We start from the raw sequence: 16,741 nt of genomic DNA, 5'->3' as shown, positions 1-16,741 counted from the left end.
GCGTCGAGTGCCTAAGGGTCAGAAAGGCTACGCAAAAGCGCTCCACCACCGGAGAACGGAACTTCCAGTCGATAGATGGCTTTTATCAACCAAAGACAGCGGTAGCCTTGATACACAAGGGCTACCATGCGATTCTTCGGGCATGATCCGAAGGAGATGAGAATGTCGGAGATGCTTGCAGCGCTTACCAACATTCGGACTTGGCGGCGCGGTTTGATCAGTTGCTTCAGCTTGCCCTGATCGGCCTCAACGACGTTGTTCAGATATTTGACCTGCCGGTGCACAAGGCCTCCGGGACATTTGCCTTCGGCCTTCAATTGGGCAATAGCAATGCCATAAGTCGGAGCCTTGTCGGTGTTGATGACGGTTGGCTGTTCCCAGTCCTTCAGGCCATTCAACGCCTTGCCGAGAAAGCGTTTGGCCGCTTTGGCATACGACGCTGCTAATCCCCACACGCTTTGAGCACCGTGACTTTCCCTCCAGGCGCAAGCACAAAATGGCAAACAACTGTCGTGCCTGGCGCAAAAGTCGCGGTACCCCCAAGCTCAACGCGTGCTCCACCTTTGGAAAATTCGATCTCGGGGGCACCAACGCTGTAGAAGCCGCCCTTGACGAGTTCCACGGAATGAATAATCCGGGCCCGGCCCTTTTCGTTCGCCGCTAGCTTCCATTCCGCCACGACACGCGACGAAACGTGTTCGAAACCCTGTCTTACAACGATGATGCGATAGCTGCCTTCTCCAACGCCGTCTTCTCTCCAGTACCCACCTTCCACGACCGCCATAACGTCGGGATCCACCAGCACCTCGGCGAGGGACTCGTGGGCAGCGAACAGAACAAGGCACCCGAACAATTTGCCAAGAATGCGGCCCCTGCTTGCGATGCTCATTGATCGTTCCCCCTTGAATGTTGATTGGCCGGTCTCGCGGTTCCTGCCCCTATGTTTACTCCCGGTTGAGAAGGACCGCCATCAGCTGCAATTCATCTGGTCGTCATGTAGAATGTGCCGTGGGAGGCCGCTCGTCACGAACGCCACAAGCGCGGCCACCGCGTTGGCACCTCTACTGATCACAATGGCCGAGAAGTAACTGTTGCTGGCGTCATAGATAAAGCCAGCGAGGCTCGGACCGATCAGCGTGCCGATTGCGACGCTCGTGTAAAGGAGGCCGATTATCCCACCGACATTGCGGCGACCGAAATGATCGGCAACCACGGCCGGCAGTACCGCGACCCAGCCACCGTAGAACAATCCGAACAGCAAGGCGAAGGCAGCAAGTGCCCAAGATCCGGCAGACGAAGCCCAAATTGCAAGCGAAACGGCGATGCCTGCGTACATTATCACCAGGAAGGTGTCCCGACCCAAACGATCCGCAAGGCCCCCAAGGCAAAAGCGCCCCGCTGTGCTTCCAACGCCGATCACACTCAAGAGTAGGACAGCGACCGCTGGAGCGATCTGGTGATCGACTGCAAACGGCACAAGATGAATAAACGGAACGAATACGCCGACTGCGCTCAACAGACATGCCACGTACATGCCAAGAAAATGCGGCGTGCGTATTGCATCCTTGACTGAGACGCCCTCCTTTGCCGCCGAACTTTCGATGCCGGGTTCGTCCGTGGCCCCGTCCGGCCGCAGTCCACGTTGCCCCGGATCGTCTTCGAGCAGCAGCGAGGCGCCGACGCCGACCGCCGCGGCCGCTCCACCAAGCACCAAATAGGCCCCTCTCCAGCCCAGGGTCGAAATCAACCACGTCGCCAACGGCGGCATGATAAGGGTACCAAAACCGATACCGCTAACCGCGAGCCCCGATGCCAGGCCACGTCGCGCGACAAACCAGCGCTGCACTGCCCCAAGGGCTGGCACATAGGCGCATCCCACGCCAAGACCTATGCCGAGACCGTAAGCTGCATAGGCCTCAGCAATGGTGCGCGCCTGCCCCGCCAATGCAAGGCCGAGACCGACAAGCGCCATGCCGACAACACAGAGCGATCTTGCTCCGAACCGATCGGCAAGCGGACCAGAGATAACGCCCAGGCTAAAGTACAAGAAACCCGCCGTCGAAAAAACAAGCGAAATGGAGCCACGCGATGCCCCGAGATCCCGCTGTAACGCTTCGATGAATGCACTGAAGGTATAGGCACTGCCAAAGCCCACGAATGTCACTGCAAATGTCGCGGCAACGACAACCCATCCGTAAAAGAAGTCCCGGCGTTGATGGAAAGCGATCATGATGTTTCCCTTTCTATCAGCCTTTTGCCGGGTGTCTCTGGTGCCAGGTCGTATGCTCCTGGAATGCAGCTACCGCGCGCACCAGGGTCAGTTCCTGGAACTGCCCCGCCAGCAATTGAACGCCGATCGGCATACCGTCCCTTGCGAAGCCTGCAGGAAACGTCAGTGCCGGATGGCCGCTCATATCGAGGGGGCAGGTGTAGCGCTGCAGCCTGGCGATCAGATCCGGCTGCTCGCCAAGTGTTGCGAGGGAAGCGAGCGTCAGCGGGGCGAACGGCTGTACGGGGGTCAGGATCAAATCGACCGCCGCAAACAAGGCTTCGACCTCACGGCGGAAAATCGCCCGTCGCAGGAGGATCTGCTGATACTCCGCCTCTGAGACGGTTCTCCCCATTTCGATGACGCCGGCAAGGATAGGTCCGTACAAGTTCCTGTTTTCTGCAAAGTCTCGCGCGTGAACCGCTGCCGCCTCCACGGCGCAGTTAGGCACCCAATCGGAGACGGCCTGCCCCACGTCTGGGAACTTGATCTCGACCATGAGCGCGCCGAGATCCGAAAAGACGACGGCGGCGTCGTCGAGAGCAGCTTGTGTCTGGGGCTCCACATCCTCGCTGTTCCAACGTGGATCGAGACCTATCCGTAAACCGCCGATCCCACCGCGCGAAGCGGAAGCGAAATCCGGTACCGGTTGGGCGGCCGCCGTAGGGTCTTTCGGATCAGCCCCCGCGATGGCGGCAAGAATGATCCCCGCATCGACGGCACTTCGCGCAATCGTGCCTATGTGGTCGAGCGAAGGTGCGAGATCGAAGACGCCGTGGCGGCTGACCCGTCCCCATGTCGGCTTGAGGCCGGTGACGCCATTTGCAGCCGATGGCCAGCGGATCGATCCGCCCGTGTCCGACGCTATCGCGCCGAAACAAAGGCCCGCTGCCGCAGCGACTGCTGAACCGCTCGAGGAAATCCCGGTCCAGTAGTCCGCGTTCCACGGATTGACAGATGGGGTTATTGCCGGATGGTAGTCCGAATAGGCCCCCTCGGTCATTTGCGTCTTGCCGATAATGATCGCGCCTGCTTGCCTGAGGCGTCTGACGACGGTGGCGTTTTCGTCGGGTATGAAATCGTGATGGACGAGTGTCCCGGCCCTGCTTGGCACACCTTCGACCCAGCACAGGTCTTTGACGGCAACAGGAACGCCGTGCAGCGGACCGCGATGGCGTCCGGCGGCGATTTCTTCGTCTGCCACTTTCGCCTGTTCCAGCGCGCTTGTGTCCATCACCTGCGCATAGGCAAACATGTCCGGCTCCTGTCGGCCAAAGGTCGGGGATAGGGCGGAGACGCCCCGTTCCTTCGAGGGTCTGACCACTCGTTATAAGGGTGATTTCTTGCCCTCACCTTCCCGGCCGCGCCAGCGAACGGGCAATGTCGATGATGTCGTCGCGGGATGCGGTCGGGTCTTCTTTGTTCCAGGCAACACCAAGCCCGATCTTCAGATCGACGCCGCGCACGGGCTTAAGCTCGAAGTTGCGGTTCGGCAGATCCTTCGTCCATTCCTTCGCCGGACATGTTGGTGAATGGCATGACCGCAATGGACGGCCTGTCGGGCAAGGGGAATTCCATCCGTGCCCTTGAGGCCAACTCAACAGGCGGCGCGCGGTTCATCAGTTGTGGGCGACCAAATTCTATATGGGCGACTATCTGGCCGCCGAGAAGCACGCGGACTGGGGAATGGCGACCTACGACCCCGACAGGGATCATCGTTTGACCTATATCTTTACAGGCCATGATCCCGACTTCTCTGCGCTGATGCTCTGGATTCGTGGGTATCCAGACCAAGCTCTTCAGCGCGGTCGAGAGGGGATGTCGCTGGCAGAGCGAGAATCTCATTCGGTCACAATTGCCCTCGCGCAGTCCACCCTGGCCTTTGTCCACCTCCTGCGGCGCGAACCCGAGGCTGGACTAGAATGGGCGCAACTTCAACTTGACGTAGCCTCTAAGTATGATTTGCCGCTCTTGGCAGGGACAGCCCGTTTCTGCTTTGGGTGGGCGCTCGCTCAGCAAAGAGAATTGCAGGACGGTATTCGGGAAATGCGCAAGGCGGTCGAAGGAATTGCCGCGACCGGTGCAGAAGCGGGTATGAACTTTTATCTTTGTGTCCTCGCACATGCCTATGGTGAGCTCGGCGACGCAAGCGAGGGGTTGACCTTGCTGGAGAAGGCGTTCGGCATTATCGCCAAATCCGGAACGAGGCATCTGTTGCCTGAGTTGCTGCGCACGAAGGGTGAGCTGTTGTCGCGGCTGCATGCGCAGGACGATGCCGTTGAGGGATGGTTTCGGCAATCTCTGATGGCCGCTCGCTCCGAAAGCACGAAATTGCCGGAGCTGAGAGCCGCAACAAGCCTCGCGCGCCTCTAAATGGACCGCGGCCGGGACAAAGAGAGCCGAAGCCTTCTCGACCCCGTCTACGCCTGGTTCACCGAAGGCTTCGATATACTCGACCTTGTCGATGCCAAGGAGCTGCTCGACCATCTGCAATAGGCGATCGCAACGGCCGGGGCTCGAATGTTCTGATCCATAGGAAGAGGTTATCTGGGTCATAAATGCCCTTGACCTCCTGAAGCCGCGCGTAGGTTTCAGCACCGAAAGCATCTCGAACGAAGTTGTCACCCTCCCCAAGGCTGGGGGAATTGGTGGAAGACGTTGGCGTTAAGCTCACAAATGGATCTGAGGGAGATTACGGCAAAATCGCGCACATCACACTTGATGAACGCTGTTTGTCGAATGGCCGGCTTGGGCCGGACGCGGAAATCATTTCCGCTTCGCGCCCCAAAGCAGTCATGCCGTTTTGCCGGTGTGCTAGTTGCGGCGTTTCGATTTGTGTAGACTGCCGACACTATTGCATGTTCATGCAAGGCAACGATGATGAGTACCCCTGCGCTCGACCGTAAGCTGCTCGCGATCCTAGCGGCGGATATGGTCGGCTACTCGAAGGCGATGGAGGCCGATGAGGCCGGCACCATCAAGCGACTGAAGGCCATCCGCGCCGATCTGATCAATCCCGCCATCTCCCAGCGCCATGGCACCGTTATCAAGCTGATGGGCGACGGCGCGCTCGTCGCCTTCGACAGCGTGGTTGACGCGGTTGCCTGCGCCGCGGAGTTTCAGAATACCGTGGCCGCGCGCAACGCCGACCTACCGGAGCCTGAGCGCGTCGTATTCCGCGTCGGTATCAATCTGGGCGATGTGGCTTTGGTGGATGGCGATGTCTATGGGGATGGCGTGAATGTCGCCGCGCGGCTGGAGCAGTTGGCCGAGCCGGGCGGCGTGATGGTGTCGGGGACGGCCTACGATCATCTCCAGGGCAAAATCGACTGGCCGCTCGATTTCGCCGGCGAGCAGCAGGTCAAGAACATCAGCCGCCCAGTGCGGATGTACCGGCTGAGACTCGACGGCAAATGGGCGCGCCGCCCGCTTCTCGGAATGATGCCGCGCTGGGCTAAGACGGCTGCGGCGGCGATCGTGGCGCTGGCTCTGGCGGGCAGCGGGGTCTGGCGGTTCTTGCAGCCCGAACCTTGGAGCGGCAAGCCGTCGGTGGCGGTGCTGCCCTTCAACAACTATGGCGGCGACGAGGCTAGCGGGCGTCTGGCCGATGGCCTGACTGAGGACATCATCACCGACCTCGCGCGTTTTCCGGAATTCGAGGTGGTGGCGCGGAATTCGACGGAAGTTTATAAAGGCAAGCTGGTCGATGCCCGCAAGGTCGCCAGTGCGCTCCATGTCGGCTTTGTACTTGAAGGCTCGATCCAGCGGCAGGGGGGGCGGGTACGGATCACAGCACAGTTGATCGATGTAAAAACCGGCCACCATCTTTGGTCGGAGAATTGGGACCGGCCCGCTGAGGACGTGTTCGCCGTTCAGACAGAAATCGCAGAGCAGCTCAGCAACCGCCTCGGCGGCGGAGTGGGACTGATTCAAGAATCTGAGCGGGCTGCAGCCAAACGTAAACGGCCTGAAAACCTGAATGCCTATGATTACTATCTGCTCGGGTCCGAGAATATTGAAAAGCTCACCAAAGCGGATGCGGCGAAGGCAGTCACGTTTCTCAACCGCGCTATCGAGCTGGACCCGGGGCTGGCACGGGCCTGGGTAGAACTTTACCATGCTCATGATCTATTGGGTGTGTTTGGCGTCGATCCCGAGGGCAACCGCAAGGCTGCTGCTGATGTGGCTGAACGCGCGGTGCAACTTGATCCGAGCGACGCTGAAGCACATGCGGTGTTTGGTATGAGCCTTGCCAATAAGGGCGACATGGGCCGCGCCAAGGCTGAGATGGACACGGCCGTTCGTCTAGCTCCCGGTTCGTCCGAAATCCTGACTTTCTATTCCGGCTTTGCAGCACGCTTCGGTGAACCCGAACGCGGCGCTCAAATGGTCGACAAGGTAATGCGGCTCGACCCGAACTATCCAATGTGGACGTCGAACTTCTTCTCACCTGCCTATTTTATGGCGGGCCGGTATGAGGACGCGGTGAAGATGCTGGAGCGCATGACGCCTAACAACTACCAAAAGTGGAACTGGGTGGTGCGTAGCAGTTCCCTCGCAGCGCTGGGTCGAACCGATGAGGCGAATGCTTCGGTTATAGAAACTCTCAAGCGGCACCCGGACCTGACTGTCGAGAGCATGATCAATGAACCCGGCCTGAGCACAATTGAGCGCACTCGGTTCATAGAAACAATGCCGCTAGCTGGCTTCCCGGCGTGCGCCAAGCCCGAAGCGCTGGCGAAACTCGCCAAACCTGTGCGACTGCCGGAATGCGAGGTGGGGAAGGCGCAGCCGCCATAGAACAGCCTGAGCAACGCGCGCGAGCCCGCTGATCGCCCCGGTATCGGCGAGCGCTGTCGCTGAGGGTTTGGCGCGATTACGCAAATGGTTGCAACGCTGCGCGAAGCAACCACGTAGTCGGCGTTGGGTCATCCACGCCGCCCCGGCTTGTCCGACAAATATCCCTTTCTGCAGCCTGTTGTTGTTCTGTGGCTCAGCCGGCATCTCGTTGACCAAGCTGGAGCAGTGCGAACCTGGTCGCTCGGGTTCTCAGCCCGCAACTTTTTCAGCGCGTTTTCACGAAGGATTTCAGTGTCGGAACGAAGGCCCAGGTCGCAATTCAGACACTGCGGCTGAAAGTTCTCTCTGTTGTTCCGGAGCGTTTTTCGAATGGGCATAGGAATCAGTGCGTTGGGCGTTTTGGCGGGCCGGACGAGATGAAACTGGGCACCGCTTTGTCATTGCGCCTATTGATTTCTGAGATCACCGCTCGGAGCGGAAGGTCCGCTTTGCGCCTTCATGCACGAACCCGCTTCGCGGGAGGGCGCGCGCGGTGAGTTTGGTATGATTATCTGAGGTTCTAGGCAGCCTGTTGGTGTTGCCTAACCATGGCGTTCCCTTCAATGAGAGGAACGTTCAATGGCCAGCTTTCAATACGATGCCCCGACCACACCGCTTCGCCAGCGCATGCAGGAAGACATGGTGATGCGAGGGTTGGGATCCCACACTCGGCAGGACTACATCCGTCACGTCAGCTTTGCCACCCATCTTCTGGAGGATGGCACCGATATCCGCGTCATCCAGGTTCTGCTCGGACATAGCAAGCTGGAGACGACCGCGCTCTATGCGAAGGTCTCCACCCGGACCATTCACGCGGTTGCCGGGCCCCTCGACCGGCTTATGGCGCTGATGGAAGGCAAAAACGCCCAACGGCTGAGCCATGCGCACCTCGGTCGAGGTCGCCGATATCTTCCGTGCCGCCGGGCCAGCTTACCGGATAGCCCACAAAGGACATCTCAGCTTGACCCAGCTTAAGGTGATGTCGGCCGTTTGAGCACTGCCGCACCGCTGCACTGGGCGGCCATGTCGAGGCCTGCGAGGATTGCGGAGAGTGGCGCATTGCCTACAATTCCTGCCGGAACCGGCACTGCCCGAAGTGCCAGGGCGCCGCTGCACGCACATGGCTCGCCGAACGAGAGGCTGATCTCTTGCCGGTCGGATACTTCCATGTCGTCTTCACATTGCCAGCCGAGGTCGCCGCCATTGCCTTCTACAACAAGACGCTGGTTTACGACCTTCTGTTCAAGGCCGCTTCCGAGACGATGCTGACGATCGCCGCCGACCCGAAGCATCTCGGCGCACGCATCGGCATTACTGCCGTCCTGCACACATGGGGATCGGCAATGACCCATCATCCCCATGTTCACATGATCGTGCCAGGCGGTGGTGTCGCACTCGACGGGTCGCGATGGATCTCGTCACGTCCGGCATTCCTCCTGCCGGTGCGTGCGCTCGGCAAGCTGTTCCGTCGCCTGTTCCTCACGCGGCTATTCCAACTCCATGATGCCGGCCGGCGCGCCTTCTTCGGTTCGGCTGCGCATCTCGCTGATCGCCGGGCATTTGGAAGGTACCTGTCGCCAGTCCGCAGGAAGCGTTGGGTCATTTATGCCAAGCCGCCCTTTGCAGGTCCTGAGGCGGTTCTTGCCTATCTGTCGCGCTATACCCACCGGGTTGCCATCTCGAACAGTCGCCTGATCTCGTTCGACAAGGCTTGCGTCACCTTCCGCTATAAGGACTACCGCCGCGACGGCCGCGACCGGCAGCAGATCACGACGCTCGCGGTCGATGAGTTCGCTGTGGCTACCAACATGGGCGAAAGCCGATAAGCAGCCTGGTTCTTCCCGCTCTTGTAGAATCGTCACAGCTCAGTTCCTGAAATACGCGAGGGAGCCATCGGCATTCAGCGCAACCTCTTTACCCGCGAGATAGTCCCTGTTGGTCCAGCCCATGCCTGAAGGGTCAAAGACCGAAATAATCCGTTCGTCGTCGAGCGTGAGAGCGAGCATGTCGCAGGCGGTTCGCTTGATGGATGCGACGCGGGCGGGGGGCATCACGCACCTGCCTTCGCGAGTGTCGCGGACTGCCGCAAGAAGCGTCATTTCTTCGACTGCAGTCCCGTGTTGCTCGAAGTCCATGGAAGCTCCTGTGATTATGATCTGATCGCTGGCTAGCCAGTCAGCGTGAACACAACCTAGACCGTTCCGAAATCGCCGATCCAGTCGCTAAAATCGGGAAGGTTCCTTTCACAAGTGGAAGGCATCGATCGCCTCGGCTGCCGCCGGGAAGTCGGTGCTGTGCGAGGCTGCCTTGCGGACCGGTCCCAGCTTCGTGACCTCGGTGAGACCTCACAGCTCTTTCTATCGGTTTTTCTGCGATGAAAGCCGGTTTGTCGAGGTCGAATGCCGAATAGGAGAAAACGAATGGTCGAAGCTGGTTACGCGCCAAGCCGCTCCCTCAGACGCGGGACAGCAAAGTCCAGGAAGGCGCGTAGTTTCAGTGGCACCTGCCGTTGGCTGGGATAAATGAAGCTGACGGGTATAGGCGAGGGCTCATACGCCTCCAGCAATGTCACCAGTTGGCCCGAGTTAACCAAATCGTCGATCTGGGATGACAACACCCGGGCAATTCCGGCCCCGGCGACTGCGGCGCTAACCGCCGCCTCGAGCGAGTTCACGACGAGCCGGTAGGGGATCGGGACAAACTCAAGAGTCCCTCCCGAACCGAATTCCCAATTTGTCCCGGTCAGGCCCTGCGGGACCACCGCCCCCTCGTACGCCACACAGTCGTGCGAGGCTAGGTCAGTGGGTTTCTGCGGCAATTCCCCGTCTTTCAGATAAGCAGGGCTGGCACAGAGCACCCGGCGTTCCCACCCAGCGCGCAAGGCAATCATGCTGCTGTCGGGTAGTTCGCGTGCGCGGAGTGCCAGATCGACATCCTCCTCGAGGAGATTGACGTTCCGATCAGTCAGCTGCACGCGCATGCGAATGTCCGGATAGGTGCGCAGAAAATCCGCGACCACCGGCATGAGATGGATGCGCCCCATGACCTGGGGCGCGCTGATGGTCAGTTCCCCCCGGGGCGTCAGATATTCGCCGGCGGCAGTGCGTTCAGCCTCCGCAATGTCTTCCATGATCCGTCGACATGAGGCGACGTAGCTGCGCCCAGAGTCGGTGAGCGTCAGTTTGCGGTGCCCGCGCAGCAGCAAACGGATTTTCAGGTGCTCCTCCAGGTCAGAGACCCGTCTGCTGACCGTTGCCAGGGGAAGGCGCAGTTGGCGGCTGGCAGCGGAGAGGCTCCCCGTGTCTACAGCGGCAAGCAGAATGGTCATGGCGTCGAGACGGTCCATAGCCTTTCACCAGTGAAAGGATGCCTCCCGATATTACCGTCTGATCGCCCAAACTGGAACGGGCTAAGTTCTTCACGTCGGCTCCGAAAATTCGGCAAATCCCAACGCTGCTTGGAAGGAGACAATGCAATGACCATGCTCATACAGACGCTTGCCGCCGTCGGCACAGTGCTCGCCACGAGCGCCTTCGCCCACGCCACTACTCAGACCACCAGGGAAATCCGCGGCGCTCTACCCTGCGCCGTGGTCGGGACCGGGACCACACACAAGCCGGTCTTAGATCCCACGCCTCCCCGTTTTCCGAGACGATGGCCGAAACCACCCTCGCTGTGGTCGATTGGCCGCGAATACGAACACGTCACCTGACGAACCGCAATTATTAGCGTGGCCCCCAATATTCGATGCATGTACATCTAATATTGCTTGCATATACATCGATAATCACTAATGTGACCCCGCCGACACGGAGCGCTCCGGAGCGACAGATGTATCTACATCTATATCGACCGGATCAAACCGCCGGCTTGAACACTCGATCTCACAATCGAAAACCAGGGAGAAGCATATGTCCACTGCACCGTCATCACCCAACCGGCGCGGTTTCCCCGCCGCATTGACCCTTCTACTCGCCCTTACTGCGGTTGTTGGCAGCCTGTCCGCATCCGCTGCCATCGCCACCTCCGACCAGGGGTGCTGGTACGCCTTTAAGAAGGGCGTCAACAAGCCCGGCGATCACTGCACCGAAAGCGGCTCGCTCCAGAACGATCGTGACGAGGACCGAGAGAACGCTGCTCTGTCGGCCACCCGCACCAAGAAGTAGCGCCTTGCACCGGCCGGAGCGCAGAGAGGCCGAGATGGGCCCCACTGATTTCTCTGGTCTGAGGCTCGTTAGAAACAAAGGGAACAAATCGATGCGTAAGCAATTTCTTGCCGCCGCTTTTGCGGCACTCTCATCAAGTGCAGTTTTTGCACATGCGGAACACATGTCCAGTGGACAGCCATCCAACAAAACTGCGCCAACCGAAGAAAGCACCAAGTCGGGCGCAATCCGACCATTCCAGGTTCATGTGCCGGATGCCGATCTTGTAGACATGAAACGGCGCCTCGCGGCGACCCGCTGGCCTGACAAGGAGACGGTGACCGACAAGTCGCAGGGTGCACAGCTCGCAAACCTGCAGCAACTCGTGCGCCATTGGGCCACGGAATATGATTGGCGCAAAGGCGAGGCCAAGCTGAACGCGCATCCGCAATACATGACGACCATTGATGGCGTCGACATCCATTTCATCCACGTCCGCTCCCGGCACCCGAACGCCATGCCGCTGATCGTCACGCATGGCTGGCCCGGTTCGATCTTCGAGCAAATCAAGATCATCGGCCCGCTTACGGATCCAACTTCATATGGCGGTCGGGCGGAAGACGCCTTCGACGTGGTGATCCCTTCCCTGCCTGGCTACGGCTTTTCTTCAAGACCCACCGAGACCGGATGGGACGTGGAGCGCATCGGCCGCGCTTGGGACGTACTGATGAAGCGGCTTGGCTACGCGCGCTACGTTGCCCAAGGCGGCGACTGGGGAGCGGGCGTCGTGGAGGCAATGGCTCGGCAGGCACCCAAGGGGCTGCTTGGCATCCACACCAATCTGCCGGCGGTGTTTCCGCCCGAGGCTGCAGATGCAATAGCGAGCGGCGGGCCGGCGCCTGACGGGCTGACAGCCAAGGAGCAGGTGGAGTTCGTTGCGATGCAGGGATTCATCAAGAACGGCGGCTGGGGGTATCTCACAATGATGAGTGCCCGACCCCAGGCCGTTGGTTACGGATTGACGGATTCCCCCGCCGGTCTGGCTGGTTGGATGCTCGTGCACGGCGGCTTCGGAAAGTGGTCTTACGGCAAGGATCCCGAACAGCGGCCAACGCCGGATGAAGTGCTGGACAACTTTTCACTGCATTGGCTGACCAACACCGTATCGTCCGGCGCGAGGCTCTACTGGGAAAACCGCAACCAGAACCTCATCAGTGCCGCCGCACAGAAGACCAGGGAGATCACGATCCCGGTGGCGATCACGACGTTCCCGGACGACGATCTCTTCCGGGCGCCTGAAACGTGGGCGCGTCGCGCGTTCCCCACCCTCAACTACTTCCATGACGCCGAAAGGGGCGGCCATTTCCCTGCCTGGGAGGAGCCGACGATCTTTACGCGTGAGCTCCGCGCAGCATTCAAGCCGCTTCGCGCAAACCTCGATTGACGCGGTGGCGGAGTGGGCTCTCCCACTCCGCCCTTTCCTCAGAGGCAGGTGGAAATAAGCAAACCAGAGGAGAAATTGATGAGAACGAACATTGAGACGCCAATAGCTATCGCGACCGACACCTTAGATGTCATCGCGCCAGGCGGAGATTTTGCGCCGGCACAGACCGCCAATCTCTTCCGCCTCACAGACCTCGACGACCCCACCAGGCCACACAAGCTTGCGGAGGTCGATCTTCGTGCGCTTCGCGCCGTTGCAGACTGGATCACGAGCTTCATCGCCAAGCCTAATGGGGATCTCGGTCGCGCCGGGCCCGTCTGTCCCTTCGTGCCGCGCGCCCTGGAGCTGAATACACTCTGGCTCGCTCCCGAACGGGTCGGTGGACGGGATGCTCCCGACGTTGCCCAGCTTGTAGTAGGTTACGAAAAACTGTTCCTCGATGCCAAACCTGTGGAAGGCGAGGACGCCGACTACAAGTCGATCATCGTCGTTTTCACCGACCTGCCGGCGGATCGCGCAGGCGCCCTCTTCGACGATGTCCTGCAGCGGCTAGCTCTTCCGTCTTACGCGGACGATGGGATGGTGCTGGGCGGATTCTTCGAAACCAACCAGGGGGCCGCGCTCTACAACTCCAGCTTTCGACCGTTTACAGCGCCCGTGCCATTTCTGCTGATGAGAAAGACAGTCGTCACTGACTGGAAGTTCTTCCTGGACAAGGAGGACTGGCTCGCACTTTGGGCGCACAGGCACGGAAGGTCCGCGGTCTCGGCTCTTGCCGAAGAGCTTCGCCGCTTGCCGTGGCAAGCGAAGCGGGACTAGCGGAAGGCGCTTCCCGCAAGTCCACGATCTTTACCCAATCCTTGAAACCAACGCGCCGCCCAAGACCGGGCCCGCGCCGATCCACTGACGCCCCCGAGAAGGTGCGCAACTCATTTTGGAAAGACGATGCCATGAATACCACCATGACAATTGCCGCCGCGGCGATCGCCACCCTGTTCGCAACGAGCGCCTTCGCCCAGAGCGCGAGGGAGATCCGCGGCGGTTCACCTTATGTCGCGATCGAAAACGAGCCCGCGCCGAAGCTGATCGTCGATCCACCGCTTCCAGAAGGTCTGTCCCAGGGCGTCTTCTGGGCGCAGTATCGGGTCGAGAATCTACGTATCCAACAGGTATTCGGGAAAGGCGCGCTCCAGGTTTCGCCGCGCGTCGGACATCTGCACATCATTGTCGACGACCTGCCCTGGTGGTGGGCCGATGCAAGCGACAACAATACGGTCGACATCGCCGGACTGCCGCCCGGCCCGCACAAGGTGACAATTGCCCTTGTCGACCCCAATCACAATGTCTTCCCCGGCCAGGTGCTAACGGTGCCCTTCACGGTGCCTCAGTCCGCCAAACTGTCTCATGACCATCTGAAGTGAGGCGTTAGCGAAAGGGAACACTAGGCTTCGCCACGCACGCGAGGGCCGCCAAGGGAACAACTTTCTCTGTTTGCCACGGAGATAAATTACTGCCCAGGCCGCAAGTTGACATTCTACCTACTAGTAGGTAGACGCACTTCGCGTCGCGGTTTCGAGGGCTCCAGACGGACGCGACCGTCTCCGCCGAACCGCACGCAAAACACAACAGGAAGGACGCCAAATTGATCGACTGGAAGAAGAGAATCCAAGACGTGAATGCGCGGCTGAAGGAACTAGCCTCCCGCACCCCCGATACCATCCGCGGCGCAGCGCTGCTCGCAGGCGCCGGGGCCAAAACCAACCATCTTGATGCCAAGACACGTGAGCTGATCGCCCTGGCAGTCGCGGTCACGACGCGGTGCGACGGCTGCATCGCCTTTCATTCGGCCGAGGCGGTGAAACTCGGCGTTAGCGACGACGAGATCGCGGAGGCTCTTGGCGTCGCGATCAACCTCAATACCGGCGCGGCCATGGTCTACAGCAGCCACGTGCTCGACGCCGTCAGCAAACTCAAAGCCTAACGACAAGGAAGGAATCCAACATGGTCAAAGGCAAAACAACACTTATCACCGGCGGCACCTCGGGCATTGGCCTTGCAACAGCCAGACTCCTTTATCAAAACGGTGCGCGCGTTGCGATCACCGGGCGCGAGCGGGCATCACTTGAGCAGGCGCGAGAAACAATTGGGCAGGATGTTCTGCTCCTCCAGACAGACGTACTTTCTCGGGACGCTCTGAAAAGGATGGCGGATGACGTTCAAAGGGCCTTCGGCGCACTGGACGTCCTCTTTGCAAATGCCGGTGTGGCATATGTGACGCCCCTTTCCACCACCGACGAAGCGCAATACGACCGCCTCATGGATACGAACGTCAAGTCCGTGTTCTTCTCCATTCAAGCGGTGGAACCGATCATGCGGGACGGCGGCTCGATCATCCTGAACACCGCCTGGCTCAATCACGTCGGCGTGCCTGGTCGGGCGATGCTCTCAGCCTCAAAGGCGGCGGTCCGCTCTCTCGCCCGCACCTTGTCGGCCGAATTGCTCGACCGGCGCATTCGCGTCAACGCCGTCAGTCCGGGCCTCATTGAGACACCTATCCTTCGCGGCGTCGGCCAGTCGGAACACCCCGGGCAGACAGAAGCGGAGTTTCGCGACTACCTCTCGGCGGCGAGCAAACTGATCCCGGTCGGGCGCCTGGGACAGCCGGAAGAAATTGCCGCTGCGGTGATGTTCCTTGCCAGCGATGCATCGAGCTACATGCTCGGGTCCGAGCTGGTCGTCGACGGCGGTTTCGGCGAACTCTGAGTGCGCTACAGCCGGGGGCCTTTCCGCCCCCGGCCTTTCCGCATCACTCCAGATGCCGGCCACAGCCAACAATTGACGGATGGACCGATTGATTGGTAGTTCGATCGCTCTTGCGGTTCGACGCATAGGGAGAAGCTAGATGACGGGAAGCACGCGTGGCGCGATCATGGACGCTGCTGAGCGATTGCTCCGTTCAAAGGGTTACTCCGCTTTCAGTTATGCTGATCTCGCCGAGACAGTCGGGATCAGGAAGGCGAGTATTCATCACTATTTCCCGACCAAGGAAGATCTCGGCGTCGCGATCGTCGAGGACTATGTTCGTCAGGTCAGAGACAGGTTCAGCCAGATCGAGGCGGCCTCGGATAAGCTGGACAGCAGATTGGCAGGCTTCAGAGAGGGCTTCCGAGCCGGCGCGGAGGTGGGCATGCTTCCGCTTTGCGGCGCGCTCGCCGCAGAGATGGCCGCCCTTCCCACGCGATTGCAGATACTTACTCGGGAATTCTTCGACCTGCAGCTTAAATGGCTGACGAAAGTCCTCGATGCGGCAGCCGCAACTGGAGAACTTCCTCCGGGCAGCGATAGCGCGCAAAAGGCCTATCTGTTGTTAAGCCTGATGGAGGGCTCCAGCTTCATCGATTGGGCGATGCAGGATGGCCGTCGCATGGATCTGTCTGCCCTTTTGCAACTGGCCAGGTTGCCGCTCAGCGCCTCTCTCAAATAGCACTCGTCCGCCCACACGGTTGTGCCTCGGCGCAATTCGGCGGCGCGTGTCCCAAAGTTTAAGCGCCCGGCCAGGACCTATGCCTTTTGACGCCGCCGCGGCATCTCTGCTGGTTCCGTGAAATCGGCGTCGCCCGAGAGTGCCTGCAACTTTTCAAGCGTATCGATGAGCGGATCATCGATTGAGAGAGCAAAGATCTCTTTTGCGGAGGAGAGGATCTGCCCCTGGGCGACACGCCAGCTTTCCGTTGCGGCATCGAGCTTGCGCGCGCCGGCCTCGCTGAGCTTGATCTTCTTTTCACGCCCGTCGTCGGTTGCTTCAAATGTCACCCACCCTGCCCCGTCGAGAACCTTGACGTTCCTCGATATCGTCGTGGTGTCCAGCACCACCTCCTCAGCGAGTTCGCGAAAGGTCGCAGCACCGAGACGCCTGAGCGCACGTAGCAGCGAAAACTGGGTTATTCGAATGCCGTGGTCCTTGAGCGCCGCGTCGTAGAGCTTCGTCAACGCACGGGCAGACCTGCGGAACTGGGTACAATAGCAGTCAGTGAACATGATTGG

General features: G+C 60.0%; 17 protein-coding genes and 5 pseudogenes. 13 read left to right on the top strand and 9 right to left on the bottom strand.

The window, feature by feature from the left end; genetic code table 11:
• Positions 1 to 11 precede the first annotated feature (11 nt).
• From ACN9MO_RS33320 to ACN9MO_RS33300, 5 genes and pseudogenes are all read right to left on the bottom strand, one after another.
• Positions 12 to 428 (bottom strand): annotated as a pseudogene (locus ACN9MO_RS33320) (DDE-type integrase/transposase/recombinase); the annotation flags it as partial.
• A 14-nt stretch (positions 429 to 442) separates the two neighbouring features.
• Positions 443 to 889 (bottom strand): hypothetical protein, encoded by a 447-nt coding sequence (locus ACN9MO_RS33315; RefSeq protein ID WP_057251567.1) that lies wholly within the window; start codon positions 887 to 889, stop codon positions 443 to 445.
• A gap of 81 nt (positions 890 to 970) precedes the next feature.
• Positions 971 to 2,230, bottom strand: coding sequence for an MFS transporter (locus tag ACN9MO_RS33310; RefSeq protein WP_425988707.1), 1,260 nt, complete (start codon positions 2,228 to 2,230; stop codon positions 971 to 973).
• Positions 2,231 to 2,246: 16 nt separating this feature from the next.
• Positions 2,247 to 3,524, bottom strand: coding sequence for an amidase (locus ACN9MO_RS33305; RefSeq protein WP_425988704.1), 1,278 nt, complete (start codon positions 3,522 to 3,524; stop codon positions 2,247 to 2,249).
• A 94-nt stretch (positions 3,525 to 3,618) separates the two neighbouring features.
• A pseudogene (locus ACN9MO_RS33300) lies at positions 3,619 to 3,786 on the bottom strand (LysR family transcriptional regulator); the annotation flags it as partial.
• A gap of 127 nt (positions 3,787 to 3,913) precedes the next feature.
• Here ACN9MO_RS33300 and ACN9MO_RS33295 point away from each other — a divergent pair.
• Both ACN9MO_RS33295 and ACN9MO_RS33290 read left to right on the top strand, forming a co-directional pair.
• Complete coding sequence (locus tag ACN9MO_RS33295) at positions 3,914 to 4,642, top strand: hypothetical protein (RefSeq protein ID WP_425988701.1); 729 nt, start codon at positions 3,914 to 3,916, stop codon at positions 4,640 to 4,642.
• Complete coding sequence (locus tag ACN9MO_RS33290) at positions 4,643 to 4,765, top strand: hypothetical protein (protein ID WP_425989416.1); 123 nt, start codon at positions 4,643 to 4,645, stop codon at positions 4,763 to 4,765.
• A 52-nt stretch (positions 4,766 to 4,817) separates the two neighbouring features.
• On the opposite strand, the pseudogene ACN9MO_RS33285 reads toward ACN9MO_RS33290, so the two are convergent.
• Positions 4,818 to 4,943 (bottom strand): annotated as a pseudogene (locus ACN9MO_RS33285) (BBE domain-containing protein); the annotation flags it as partial.
• A 206-nt stretch (positions 4,944 to 5,149) separates the two neighbouring features.
• Here ACN9MO_RS33285 and ACN9MO_RS33280 point away from each other — a divergent pair.
• From ACN9MO_RS33280 to ACN9MO_RS33270, 3 genes and pseudogenes are all read left to right on the top strand, one after another.
• Entirely contained in the window at positions 5,150 to 7,069 is a 1,920-nt protein-coding gene (locus tag ACN9MO_RS33280) for an adenylate/guanylate cyclase domain-containing protein (protein ID WP_112996608.1), read from the top strand.
• Positions 7,070 to 7,750: 681 nt separating this feature from the next.
• Positions 7,751 to 7,969: pseudogene (locus ACN9MO_RS33275) on the top strand (tyrosine-type recombinase/integrase); the annotation flags it as partial.
• 19 nt (positions 7,970 to 7,988) lie between these two features.
• Positions 7,989 to 8,901, top strand: a pseudogene (locus tag ACN9MO_RS33270) (IS91 family transposase); the annotation flags it as partial.
• 72 nt (positions 8,902 to 8,973) lie between these two features.
• On the opposite strand, the gene ACN9MO_RS33265 reads toward ACN9MO_RS33270, so the two are convergent.
• Positions 8,974 to 9,243, bottom strand: coding sequence for a hypothetical protein (locus tag ACN9MO_RS33265; protein WP_112996552.1), 270 nt, complete (start codon positions 9,241 to 9,243; stop codon positions 8,974 to 8,976).
• A 299-nt stretch (positions 9,244 to 9,542) separates the two neighbouring features.
• Positions 9,543 to 10,454, bottom strand: a complete 912-nt coding sequence (locus tag ACN9MO_RS33260; protein ID WP_425988696.1) for a LysR substrate-binding domain-containing protein — start codon at positions 10,452 to 10,454, stop codon at positions 9,543 to 9,545.
• 129 nt (positions 10,455 to 10,583) lie between these two features.
• On the opposite strand from ACN9MO_RS33260, the gene ACN9MO_RS33255 reads away from it, so the two are divergent.
• The 8 genes from ACN9MO_RS33255 to ACN9MO_RS33220 all read left to right on the top strand — a co-directional run bounded on the left by ACN9MO_RS33255 (position 10,584) and on the right by ACN9MO_RS33220 (position 16,181).
• Entirely contained in the window at positions 10,584 to 10,820 is a 237-nt protein-coding gene (locus tag ACN9MO_RS33255; RefSeq protein ID WP_112996553.1) for a hypothetical protein, read from the top strand.
• A gap of 199 nt (positions 10,821 to 11,019) precedes the next feature.
• Positions 11,020 to 11,274 (top strand): hypothetical protein, encoded by a 255-nt coding sequence (locus tag ACN9MO_RS33250; RefSeq protein WP_112996554.1) that lies wholly within the window; start codon positions 11,020 to 11,022, stop codon positions 11,272 to 11,274.
• Between the two features lie 34 nt (positions 11,275 to 11,308).
• Positions 11,309 to 12,697 carry an epoxide hydrolase family protein gene (locus ACN9MO_RS33245; RefSeq protein WP_425988693.1) on the top strand — a complete coding sequence of 463 codons (1,389 nt, stop codon included), beginning with the start codon at positions 11,309 to 11,311 and terminating at the stop codon, positions 12,695 to 12,697.
• A gap of 78 nt (positions 12,698 to 12,775) precedes the next feature.
• Positions 12,776 to 13,516, top strand: a complete 741-nt coding sequence (locus ACN9MO_RS33240; RefSeq protein ID WP_425988690.1) for a DUF6875 domain-containing protein — start codon at positions 12,776 to 12,778, stop codon at positions 13,514 to 13,516.
• 131 nt (positions 13,517 to 13,647) lie between these two features.
• Positions 13,648 to 14,118, top strand: coding sequence for a DUF6130 family protein (locus ACN9MO_RS33235; RefSeq protein WP_112996557.1), 471 nt, complete (start codon positions 13,648 to 13,650; stop codon positions 14,116 to 14,118).
• A 221-nt stretch (positions 14,119 to 14,339) separates the two neighbouring features.
• Positions 14,340 to 14,678: a carboxymuconolactone decarboxylase family protein gene (locus tag ACN9MO_RS33230; RefSeq protein WP_112996558.1), complete on the top strand. Its 339-nt coding sequence runs from the start codon at positions 14,340 to 14,342 to the stop codon at positions 14,676 to 14,678.
• 20 nt (positions 14,679 to 14,698) lie between these two features.
• Positions 14,699 to 15,460, top strand: a complete 762-nt coding sequence (locus ACN9MO_RS33225; protein ID WP_425988686.1) for an SDR family oxidoreductase — start codon at positions 14,699 to 14,701, stop codon at positions 15,458 to 15,460.
• Positions 15,461 to 15,599: 139 nt separating this feature from the next.
• Positions 15,600 to 16,181: a TetR/AcrR family transcriptional regulator gene (locus tag ACN9MO_RS33220; protein WP_425988683.1), complete on the top strand. Its 582-nt coding sequence runs from the start codon at positions 15,600 to 15,602 to the stop codon at positions 16,179 to 16,181.
• 77 nt (positions 16,182 to 16,258) lie between these two features.
• Here the strand turns inward: ACN9MO_RS33220 and ACN9MO_RS33215 are convergent, their stop codons facing one another.
• Positions 16,259 to 16,735, bottom strand: coding sequence for a MarR family winged helix-turn-helix transcriptional regulator (locus tag ACN9MO_RS33215; RefSeq protein WP_425988680.1), 477 nt, complete (start codon positions 16,733 to 16,735; stop codon positions 16,259 to 16,261).
• Positions 16,736 to 16,741: the final 6 nt, after the last annotated feature.

The organism is Ensifer sp. R-19, assembly GCF_049905105.1.
GTDB lineage: Bacteria > Pseudomonadota > Alphaproteobacteria > Rhizobiales > Rhizobiaceae > Ensifer.
Note: the sequence above shows the minus strand (reverse complement) of the source record. Positions and strands in the feature narration are given on the sequence as shown.